Genomic DNA, 11,805 nt, shown 5'->3' with positions numbered 1-11,805 from the left:
ATGCCGTGCGGATTGTTCTGTGACATCCTCTCCGGGAAAGGTTTATCTGGATTTCCTGAGTTCCCGATTACATATCAAATGGTGGACCCCGGTGCCAGCTCCGATGAGATTCGTGGAGAGATATTCGAGTCGTTCACCTCGAGAATTGAAGAGAGCGATATTGACGAGGAAATAGCCGAGACAGTACTTACGGAAGTACTAGCTGATGATCCACCTCGCGAATTCTCAGATGAGCTTATAGCGACGATTGGTGACAACGATGAAGCTTGAGAAGCTCGACATCGAAAATTTTCGAGGAGTAAAAGGAAGCTACACATTCGAGCCTGAAGGAAATAATGCGATCATTGTCGGACCCAATGGCTCTGGGAAAAGTTCGATATTAGAGGCGATCAACTTTCTCCTTACAAATGATATTCGTCAGCTGGACAGAGATGGAATGAAGAGCGTCAGGAAGCAAGATGTCATACCCAACGTCGACGCAAACGGTGATTGTGTAGTCTCTGGAGTTTTCACAGATACCGGACAGGATACACAGGTGTCTGTAGAGCGATCGACTGACTCGACCGATCTCGAACCGCCAATAGAAGAACTACCAGTCTCGCTACAGCGAACGATCGATACCGCACTTCAAGGACAACACATCCTCACACGGGATGATCTGCTGGATCTAATCATCGCCCAACCGAGCTCTCGGAGAGAGGTTCTCAGCGAATTATTGGATCTCCCCGACATCGACGAACGACGTCTTGCACTCCAACGGACCCGAAAAGCTCTCGAAGATGAACTCGAAAAAGCGAAAGCTTCGCGTCAAACAGCGAATGAACGATTACAAGAACTCGCTGAATCGGACGCGTCTGATTCAATACCGCTTCGAACAGACACTATTGAGACGATCAACCGTATCAGAACCTCGTTCGATGGCGAGCCCGTTGACGAAATCTATCCTGGAACTGTGCGAGAGGGTATCGAATCCCCTGTAGAGGCGGTGTCCACACAGGCACTCCAACGGGAACGACCACGGAAGGAATTAAACCAATTTGCAGATTGGCTAGGCGATTTCTGTGATAACCTGCCTGAACAAATCGACCAGTTGGATGACTTGATTAAAGAATACAGGGTGAGAGATACCTCCAAAATATCCGCTTCGAAGCTTGAACTGCTGGAACTGGGGGAAGAGGTTATCGATGCCGACGCAGACGTGTGCCCGCTCTGTGCTCAGGACTGGCGGGGGGACGGCTCCTTATTAGAAGAGGTACGTCATCGGCGCGAGCAACTTCACGAATTTCAGCAGACTGTAGACAAGATCGATCAGCTACAAGCCGATCTGCGGAAGGAGCTCGAACGTGGATTAGATTATGTGGAGTATCTGACAAAAGAGTTGAAGGAAGATCAATACCCAGAGGTAGAGACACTATCTGAATTCAATACGGCACTAAGAAAATCAACAGAGATGATATCCGGTGATTTGCTCGGAAACACCGATTTCAAACCTCTCAATCTCCCTATTGCCGGGTCAGATGATACGGATATCAGTGCCCAAATCGAGGAAGCCATTCAGACAACGAATTACTTGAAATCGATGGCCGAAGATCTCGATGATATCAGTGACACTGAACAGCGATACGAGCGTCTCAAGTCCGTTGCTGAACGGTGGGAAGAATACGAGAACCTGGATGCTAAGGTTGACCGTTTGGACTCACTGGTATCCGATACGGAGACCGCTGAGTCGGCGTTCATAGCTGCCCGTAGTGAGGTGATCGGAGAGATTTACGACGACATCACAGATCGTGTCGAAACGTATTATAATTCGATTCATCCGGACGAGTCCGATACCTCAACCTCAATTGTCGTTACAGAAACTGGTGCGAACTTGCAAAAAGAGTTCTATAATGCCGGTGAGTACCCTCCCCACTCCGTATTTAGTGAGGGCCATGTGGATTCGTTGGGCCTCTGTCTCCATCTCGCCCTTGCCGACTATCTACAACAGGACGAGAAGTCCCTCCTCCTTCTTGACGACGTGGTCATGTCCGTTGACCAGAGCCATCGGCTCGAAATTGCACAGATGATAGCTAAAGAGTTCGCAGAGGACTATCAAGTAATCATTACAACCCATGATGAACTGTGGGCCGAACAATTATCCAGCCAAGGGGCCTTACAAGGTGGACCGCAGATACGGCTACGAGAGTGGTCATTCGACGACGGTGTGAAGGAAAGTCGCGGGTATATTGACGTCTATGAGCAGTGGGAAACCGTTGAAGAGGCGATGGAAGATGATGAAATGGAACGGGCGGCCCATGAACTTCGATATGCTACAGAGCGTATGTTCCAACAGTGTGCAGTATCGCTAGGGGGCAAAGTCGAATATGATCCTCGGCTCCGACATACGCTCAGTGACTTCAAAAACTCAGTTTGTCGCCGATTAGACACACTCACTGGAAGAGCGAAAGACAATCTCGATCAATCTGATGAAATGTTTTCCGAAGCAAACGACCTTGACAATGATTATGGATCAGTCCTAAACGAAGTGGGACAACAACTGAATAAAGTAAATCGTCGCGTTCACTGGACTCCTGGACGATGGTTGACGCTAAGTCCGTCTGAATTCGAGGAAGTTTTTGAAGCACATAAGGCTGCTTACGAACTCCTATACTGCGATGAATGTGGTTCGTGTATCCGCTACGAGGAGTTCGGTGGAGATTATCACGAGCTTAGATGCAATTGCCGGTCCCACTATGATATTCAATGGAGCTGATTTTGAGATAAGTAGCGGAATTACAGCGTGTCATAGAATACGTCTCACACCCTTTGTATGACGATTATACAGTCCCAACTTCGCGCTTAAGCCCGTAATCTCGACATCCGATAGTTCTATTCAAAACCGAGGCTTCGGATTATGCCTGTTGGGAACTATTGTATGACCGGCCCCCTAAGACAGGAGTACTCCCAGTACCTCCAGAAGCTGTACTGATCGTTAGATAGCTTGGTCGAGAACGCTGGGATAATTACGACCAGAAATCCTATAGCATATTGTGAAGTGGGGCTCTTTACACTCCTGATCAGGAGCACCAGATCACCACCAACCTTAGGGAGACTGTTGGCAACTCACAATGCGAGGAGTCCAGTGCAATGGAATGTCAAAAAACCTGCTGACCTCTCGAGGTTTATAATATTTAAGTAACTGGCGTTGCACTGCTTTTGCAATGAAAGGCTTCGTGGAGACCCCCACAACAGTCACTCAGCAAATGGTCTCACGACTCTTTGACGGTCATCCACCAGCCGCTGATGATCGAATTCTCTTTCCTGGATGTGGTGAGACAGCTCCATTCATTCAGGCTGTTGCGGACTATTGCGCGAAACATAGCACTCCGATGCCTGAGGGAGTCGCGTTCGAAACTCACCCGGATCGGTGTGTGGCCGCCAGCCAAGTCCATTCTGAGAAACCAGTCACATTCCGGAACGAGGATTTTCTCCAAAACCACAGTGACCTCGGCGAGTTTGAATACATTGTCGGGAATCCTCCCTACGTCCCTATAGAAAATATCGAACAGAAAGATACGTATCGGGATCGATTTCAAACGGCGGAGGGCCGTTTTGACCTCTACATCCTGTTTTATGAACAGGCTATTGAACTCCTCGCGGATGGTGGTCGGTTATGTTTCATTACACCAGAAAAGTTCGAGTATACCGAAACTGCTGGTTCCCTCCGACAGCTACTAACAACCCATCATGTCGAATCAATCGAGCACTTGTCTGAGGATGCTTTTCCGGGGTATATTACCTATCCGACCGTTAGTACCATTGCGGCTACAGAGCCTGGCCCAACGAAAGTAATACGACGCGATGGGTCGACAGAGACAGTCACACTCCCCACTGATGGATCAAGCTGGGCCGCTACCATTCGTGACGTAGAGGGGGCGACCCTCGACAGCGGGGTCACACTGGGTGATGTGACTGAGCGTGTCTCTTGTGGAATCGCAACCGGGCGTGATGGGATCTTCGTCAAGCCAGATATCGATCAAGACGGCCAATATACCGTGCCGCCCCAGCTGGTTGAGGACGGCTGGACGTATCCAACGATTTCGGGAAAACAGCTGCGTGCCAATGGTGGGCCACATCCAGAGGATGTCATCATCTGTCCGTACGATGACCGCGGAAATCTGATTGCAGCTTCGGAACTCGGAGCATTCGGTGACTGGGCTAGCCTGCACCGAGATGAGCTAGAATCCAGATCGTGCGTCAAAACAGATGGCAAGCCCTGGTATAGTTGGCATGAAACCCCGCCAATGGAGGATATTATTGGCCAAGACAAAATCCTCTGTAGTGATGTCGCAAAGGAGCCGGAATTCTGGCTCGACGACGGGGGCGAGATTCTGCCCCGGCACAGTGTGTACTACATCGTCCCCGATCCAGCTGTTGACCAGACGCGCTTACTCTCGTATCTCAATGGCGCACAGGCACGCGCCTGGCTCGAAGCCAACTGTCAGCGTGCCTCCAGCGGGTACCTCCGACTCCAGAGTACGGTTCTCAAAGAGCTTCCTGTCCCAGAAGAACTTGGGCAAACAAAGCAAACGACCATTACTTAGTCTACCGCCTCACCGGCTTCAGACGACTACAGACCGAAGTTACTCTCGCGGGAAGGTCTGAAGCAGTTCGTGACCGTTCATGCGATGTTTGCTTGTCCCCTGCCTTAGATAGAACGTCCCATTGTATGATGCGGGCACGTTCGTGGCGCGGAGAATATTGATAATGAGCACGTCTTTTCCTTCGTATGTCGCTTTCTCGAGATCCTTTACGATCCCGGGCTCGACATTATCCAAGATGCCAGCTACACGCTCTTCAGCGGTCTCAACATCGTCCAGCCCAACTACGTTCGCACTGTCATCGACGCCAATGAGTATCGACCCGCCATCATGATTCGCGAACGCCACTGCTTCTTTGGCAATATCACTCACGTCGTCGAGTTTTTCTTTGAATTCTAGCACCTCGGTCTCTGTTTCAGCCAATACAGACTCGAGGCTCTCCGCAGACACCTCAAAATCGCCCTCGATTCGACGGGCGAGCCCCTCCGTCATGACCGAAATAAAATTCGTATAGTGCAGTGGGTGGTCCGTTGGAACGAGACCATCCGCCAGAGTAGTCTCCGCTGGCTCAGCGTCATCGTATTCTAACGGAATGACCGCCATACTGTCCAGCGTCTGAGCAATCGAGCCGTCAGCGAATTCAAACTCTTCGAAGGCATCAATAATATTGGTCGCCATGCCGTCCTCCAGCCCAGCTACATTGAGCAGGAGGATACTGCCGGTCACGGACAGATTATAGCTATCATACACCGTGAGATAGAAGACATAGATATCCTCACCACGGTTCTTCCAATTTTTGCCAACACTCGAAATGAGCGATTCGATATTGAGTGAGAGCCAGACTGTCTCAATTTCACCAGTTTGGACGGTCGTCTCTGCTGTCGGGAGTTGCCCTTGCTGTCCAGGCGAGTCCCCAGCAGCCGGCTCCCCAACGGCCAAATCAATGTCTCGTGAGAATTGGTGGGCAGTAGTATTGAAATTCCGCTGTTTTACGAGTTCGCCATCAGTTGCGGCACGTTGGATGCGCTCGTCAGCTGCAACAATATCGGAGAGAAAGGCCTCGGATATTGTGTCGATGTGTCCGCGGCCATGGCCGCTGTACTCACCCGAGCGGAAAAAATCCAGAATGGCCTCGAGACCGTCCTGTTGGGTCGTCATTGTACAGTGATAATTATAGCTTGTAACAATAGACCTTCGGATGCCCGAACTCACCCGGAAGGCTGTGACCGCACAGAGACAGACTAGATCGTGGCCCAGGTGGACGGCACATCCTCCGGCGACTCGACTGAAACCACACGGTAGCCCAGCTCTCGGAGTCGCCGTCGTTTCCGCTTGTCATCTTTCTCTACGTGTTCTTTCTCGTGATCTGGCCCATCAACGAACACAATCACGGATCGACTCTCGCGCTCATAGAAGAAATCCGCTTCAGCGACTGGCTCATCGCCGTCATAGATCGTTTTTTGGACAGCACTGGGGAGTTCATACCCGCCTTCGAACACAGCCGTCAAGACAGCCTCCTCGAGGCTCGACTCACACTGTGCAACCAACGCTTGATACTGGCTATCATCTTGTTCCTCCACACCAGCAGATACCTGCCCATCGACCGCCCGCTCTAACCACGGAATCACCAGCGTTCGATCTAGAAGCTCGTGCTCGCGCTGATTATAGAAGGACATCAGACACTCGTAACAAGCTCGCTCACAGCCGTCGGGATCGGTCGCATGCAACACGTCGAGGGCCTCCCGGAGTGCCTGTGTGAAGCGCACATCGTCCATGAGTGCGTTCAGGGCACCGGCGCCGCCTTCACTGGTCTCATGGATCACGATACTCAGCAGATCGTTATCAGTTGTCGACGGCTTCGTGAACGTCTCCAACTCTTCCTCATCAAGATCGAAGGCTACGAGGATTCCCTGATACAGCGCTTCCTTGAGCGTCGCGTAGAATGAAGGAGCCTCCTCCGGGTCCACACTGATCGGGAGCGGCGTCGTGATCGTGATCGTATCGTGGCCACCCTCGGTGAACAGCTCGATCCCACGTCGGATGTGCTCGGGGTCGGCGTTGGCATAGCAGTTCCCGTCGAGATGCTTGTCGATCTGGGATTCGCTGGTCAGCCATCGATTGCATTGTGTACACAGTGCGAACCCGGACAGTTCATCATCGTCTCGGCCACGGATTCCGCTGTTGACCGTTACAATCCGTGCATTAGGCTCGTACGTCAACTCGGCGAGCTCGCCATTGTCGTCGGTGAGTGTGTAGGCTTGGGTAGCGTTGGTCTGTTCGTAGAAGTGATTGATATCATACCCTTCACGACGTCGCTCTTCGTCGTCACTGGTAATATTCTCATCCGGGTACGCCCGCTGGTCTGGTAGTTCGATTGTGTCTGGATTCGGATGGACGCCATCGAAGGAGGTGCCACAGGCCGGACAGGCCGCTGCTGTTTCAGCGTCGTCACCCATAAGAATCGACTCACACGACGGACAGACGATTTTCTGGCGTGTCAGCAGCTCTGCATCCTGGGTTTTCGGCCTAGCATAGCGGATCGTATGGCGCTGGCCCATGTAGTAGATATAGTTCCCAGGGGCAAACTCCCGGATGGCACGGGACTGATCACGCTGGATGTCATCCTCACGGGTGGTAAACCGGAGTGTACAACTCGATCGCGGGAAGCCGTAATTCGGGAGAAAGCTCTGTGACCGGAGATACTGGTAGGTATAGAACCGCTGGCCACCTTGACGCATATCGTCACGGCGTTTCTCGATAGCTTCACGCTCACGGCGTTCAAGATAGTTGCCGCCCTCGCTACTGAGTTTCTTATTGAGGCGTCTGAGCTCTCGTGTGAGGCGGCTGTATTCGTTCCGCCACGGGTCGAACGCCGTATCGAGATTCTCGACGAAGTTGTCGACGACGTCCTCGATGAACGCCTCTGTTAGCCAGTCAAATTTTTCCTTACTACGATCTTGGTCGAACGCACTCTTCACAGCGTCAATAATCGTTGCCCGATCGCGCTTGATCGCACTCTCTAGATCCTGCTTGTAACTTGGGATTATCTGGTAATCGTTCTTCTCGGGCTCAATACGTAGGATCTGCTCGATTTTGCCATAGAACTTGACGTCGATGACCTCCAATACGAGCGCGTTGATGTGGGCTCTGATGAGATCCGTGTTGTTCAACAGGAAAGTTGGCGGTGAGATTTCACCGGCGATGATTCGCTCTGGCCGCTGGTAGAAATACTGATCGTGTGACCCGCGACCAAACCCACTCCCACAGAACGTCGTCACCAGCGAGGGCTGGTTTTGGCGACCCGCTCGCCCGGAGCGTTGGGCATAGTTACTAGGATTTGGAGGCACGTTGCGCATCAGGACGTTCGACAGGTCCCCGATGTCGATCCCCAGCTCCATCGTCGGCGTACTCACAATCGTGTTGAGTTCATCGCCTTCCCGGAACCGAGTCTCGATGTCTTTCCGGATATCGCCCTCAATCTGGCCACTATGTTCGGCGGCCAGGATATCAACCGTGTCTTCGAAACTTGTGACATATAGATTATGGAAGTACGAATCCGTCAGATCGCCTGACTCAGGACTGACGTTCCCACAACTGTAGTTGATACACGTCTTGAGGCGCTCCCGGTCGACAACGGTCTTGCATTTCGGACACACCGAGACAGTGGTCGGGTCCTGGAGTGAGAGCTGAATCGAGCTACTCCGGAGGACGTAGGCTCGTCGCCCACGATAGACATCTTCCTCGACGAGATACCGGAGCTGGTCATCAGCGAACATTTCCTTGACTGCATCGATCACGTCGATCGCCGTCTTGGTCTCAACGTCAAGGGCTCGCTGGGTCCATTTGACGTGTCGGGATCGGGGATGGGTCAGGCGGCGAATCTTCTCTGTCCCACTGGTGTTGGCTGTATCACTGAACCCCTGGGGGAACCTGAACCGTTGTTGTTTGTGGAAGAGGACTTCATCATCCAGCTTATACAGCGTTTTCTGCTGGAAATCGCGGAAATCCGTGACAAAGTCGTGATCGATGGCCGTCGCCCGGCGGAATAGATCCAGGAAGCCTTCAGCATACTCGAGGCGGACCTGTGGATCGGCATCCGCCAACTCTGGGATAGCCTCCCATTGCTCGTCCATCTCAGCAAGCCGATCGAGATTGTTGTACCTTATATCCACCAACCCAACCTCTTCAAGCCCTTGCTGGCCCCGCTGTTGGCCCTTCCGGAGTTCAAGAATCGTATGGAAAAGCAGGTAGTCACTGAACCGGCGCTCTTCGTCCGGCTCGACGCCGAACATCGTTTGTTCCAACCCTTGCGGTAAGGAGCCGGCGTCTTCGAGAACCTCAAATGTCTTATCGCCCAATGTGGAGAGCCCGACTGACCCGACATCCTGCTCGAGGGCATGATACAGCGCCCGGCGGAATTTGATCCGCTGGTAAAGGTTGTTCACGTGGGCAGCCTGCAAGGCAGTATCCTGCCGGTTGTCGGAGAAAGCAATCGTTTTGGCTTGCTCCTCTGGCAACTCCTGCATGGTACTGCCGATGAGGATGTCGACCGCCGTCGACCGACCAACAGTCCCGAACGTGAACAGCTTCGAAAGCTCCATCGCCCGTCCCATGCGAGTGTGGTGGACCCCACACTCCCCACAGAAGAGGAAGGGCGCCTCGGTCCACATGACCTCGATTCCCTGCCCAGCGAAACAGCCACATTGGAGCTGTCCCTCCGTGCGATGGCCATCAGTCAGTCGATTGTGTTCCGAGCAGTAGGTTGCTGGCCTGGGTTCCGCATCTGCGTAAGTCTCCCGGAGCCGGCCCTCATCGTCGAGCCACTCATCCGGCAATGACGCCTGGGATCGATCCCAGTCACCACGCATCACATACCCGGCTGTTTCCTCATCTTCAACGCTCATATCACTGACTTCGCGGGGACGGAGATGGCCATCCTCGGTCCGGATGACTGTGTAGTACTCTTGGCCACAGGAACGACAGAACGACAGCCCAAACGCCCTGCGCTGACGGTTGTGCTGGTCGGCACAGTGCGGGCACTCGAGGTCGCCGGCATCACTGAGATGTGGCTCATTGTCAGTCAGTGTCTCTTCGGTGAGACACGCCACGAGCCCCGAGCCTTGGCTAAAAAACGAATGCAGCTTGGGAATAAAGATCGGTTGCTGGGCGCCCTGGATATTCGTTGTGCCGATCGTTCCGGCCAACAACGCCGCCTGCAGTTCCCGTTGGGCGGCCTCGATCGTTGTGTTGGGGCGATGTTCAGCTTGGTATGTCTCGACGAGATTATGCTCGGTGTCAGTCTCGGTCGCGTGAATCTGCTGACTCCGTGTGCTGAGGTGATCTTCCAAGAACTCCACTGTCGGATGCCCAAGCAGGATACTCCCCAAGTCGGCTGGGGACTCAATTTCCTTGTCATCGAGTGACCGGGCTACCAGCTGATTGGTCAGATCCACGGCATCGGAAAGATCCCCTTCAAAGAATTGGATATCAGTCTCGGTGACAGCGACCGCGTCTGGCAGTGTCTCGCCTGCGCCAAAAGCCAATGAGTAGTGGGTTTCGTTGACGACGTTATCCCCATCAACTGGCTGGCCAAAGATCCGCTCGGCAAAGGCTGCGATCTCATCGTCAGCATCCATGCCGCCCTCGTTTTGGACCGTTGCAGACGTTCCGATGCAGGTTAGCTCCTGTGCGCCAGCGTGTTCACGGAGCCGTCGGACCAGTGCCGCGACGTCAGCCCCCTGCTGGCCGGTGTAGGTGTGAATCTCGTCCAGTACGAGGTATTGCAAGGCGCCGTCATGTGCCTCCGGGAAGAGTTCCTTGTCTTCGTGACGGGTCAACAGGAGATCCAGCATGACGTAGTTCGTCATGAGGATATCCGGCGGATTCTCCCGCATCCCCTCCCGAGAAATCACCTCCGAATCGAAGGCTTTTGACCGGCCGAATTGCTGGAGGAACTCCGCTTCGTCATCCGGGCTGGTTGGTGAGTCGCCGGTGTACAGTCCCAACGAGAGGCCAGTCCCAGCCAGCCGCTCTGAGAAGTCCTCATACTGAGAGTTCGCCAGTGCGTTCATCGGATAGACGATGACTGCCTTGATCCCATCTTCGCCCCGGTCCCGTGCCTCCAGGCAGTGACTGACGATCGGGATCCCAAAGGCGAAGCTCTTCCCGGAACCTGTCCCGGTCGAGACGATCGTATTGGTCCCGTTTTGGATCGATGCTATCGCTTCAGTCTGGTGTTTGTACGGCTCGATGGGTTTGCCGTCGCCGCCAGTGAAGACGTCAAGCACGCCCTCATGGAGTGTGCCCTCGTCGACGAAGTCCCGAAGTGTCTCCCCATACTCGAAGCGGTGGTTCAGCTGGACGAACGGCTCCTTCCAGAGTACTTTCCCTGTCTTGATCCGGTCCTCGATCCAGGTGTTGATTGTCTCGTCGTCAACGTTCTGGAATGTCTCAACGTAGTTACGGTACGAGGATTGGACGTTATCTAGGGCATCAAAGGGGTTGAGACGGGAAGCCATATTATCAATTATCGGCCATATTGGCTAGCATTTTAATTTTGTTCTTAATTTCAGTATTGTTATAGTTTGTCTCAAGATAGATATCGTCCGCTATTTGTTTTGGACGTGCCATTGGATTGCTCTCTTTATGTTTATCCTCAGAATTGAGAAGATATCTTTTATACCCACTCTCAATTGGCAACTGGGATTTTGTAATGTAACCACTTTCAACCAAGAGTTCTACTACTTCAATAAGGCACTTGGTTGCTGGTTTTTCTGTGGGTAAAACTACCGAATTGTCTTCAAATCTCACTCCAACTTCCTCAGATATAAGATCTGATGCATCCCTGGCTTCAGTCATGCGTTTAGATAGCACGGAGCTCCCTGATAACTTCTTCGTGTCCCTATTATTCGGAATTTCCTTTGGTCAACTTAGCATGCATTTGTGAAAACTTTTCTTTGACTTTTCTTTTTGTTCTATAGAATCCATGCTCTTCTACATCTTGATCTCGAATTTGAGGAAACGCCTGAAAGATTCTATCTATATCGTCCTCCTCAATACCATATATATGGGCGATAACAGCTTCCAGTTCATATCGAATATTATCTCTGGAGAACTGATCTCCTCCATCAAATTGATATGGGCCATCAGTAAACCTGGTCTCATCGCTGAATTTATTAAGATCCTTAGCAGTATATGTGAGCTGGTAAGCTAATTTCTGTATATG

The 11,805-nt window shown here is 52.4% G+C and carries 7 protein-coding genes; 3 read left to right on the top strand and 4 right to left on the bottom strand.

Features of this window, described 5'->3' with window-relative positions:
* From WDJ60_RS11175 to WDJ60_RS11165, 3 genes are all read left to right on the top strand, one after another.
* Positions 1-270, top strand: a complete 270-nt coding sequence (locus tag WDJ60_RS11175) for a hypothetical protein (protein ID WP_340100518.1) — start codon at positions 1-3, stop codon at positions 268-270.
* Positions 260-2,752, top strand: a complete 2,493-nt coding sequence (locus WDJ60_RS11170) for an AAA family ATPase (protein ID WP_340100517.1) — start codon at positions 260-262, stop codon at positions 2,750-2,752. The genes WDJ60_RS11175 and WDJ60_RS11170 overlap by 11 nt, the downstream gene beginning before the upstream one ends.
* A 448-nt stretch (positions 2,753-3,200) precedes the next feature.
* A complete protein-coding gene (locus WDJ60_RS11165) occupies positions 3,201-4,583 on the top strand; it encodes an Eco57I restriction-modification methylase domain-containing protein (RefSeq protein ID WP_340100516.1) in 1,383 nt (460 codons plus the stop codon).
* 39 nt (positions 4,584-4,622) lie between these two features.
* Here WDJ60_RS11165 and WDJ60_RS11160 read toward each other — a convergent pair whose 3' ends face one another.
* The 4 genes from WDJ60_RS11160 to WDJ60_RS11145 form a co-directional block, all read right to left on the bottom strand.
* A complete protein-coding gene (locus WDJ60_RS11160; RefSeq protein WP_340100515.1) occupies positions 4,623-5,738 on the bottom strand; it encodes an AlbA family DNA-binding domain-containing protein in 1,116 nt (371 codons plus the stop codon).
* An 83-nt stretch (positions 5,739-5,821) separates the two neighbouring features.
* Positions 5,822-11,098: a DEAD/DEAH box helicase gene (locus WDJ60_RS11155; protein ID WP_340100514.1), complete on the bottom strand. Its 5,277-nt coding sequence runs from the start codon at positions 11,096-11,098 to the stop codon at positions 5,822-5,824.
* A 4-nt stretch (positions 11,099-11,102) separates the two neighbouring features.
* Positions 11,103-11,438, bottom strand: coding sequence for a hypothetical protein (locus WDJ60_RS11150; RefSeq protein WP_340100513.1), 336 nt, complete (start codon positions 11,436-11,438; stop codon positions 11,103-11,105).
* Between the two features lie 46 nt (positions 11,439-11,484).
* The coding region (locus tag WDJ60_RS11145) for a hypothetical protein (protein WP_340100512.1) at positions 11,485-11,805 on the bottom strand (321 nt) is incomplete at its 5' end.

Origin of the sequence: Salinibaculum salinum, from assembly GCF_037645885.1 — an archaeon.
Taxonomy (GTDB): domain Archaea; phylum Halobacteriota; class Halobacteria; order Halobacteriales; family Haloarculaceae; genus Salinibaculum; species Salinibaculum salinum.
This window is presented reverse-complemented; position numbering and strand designations above follow the sequence as displayed.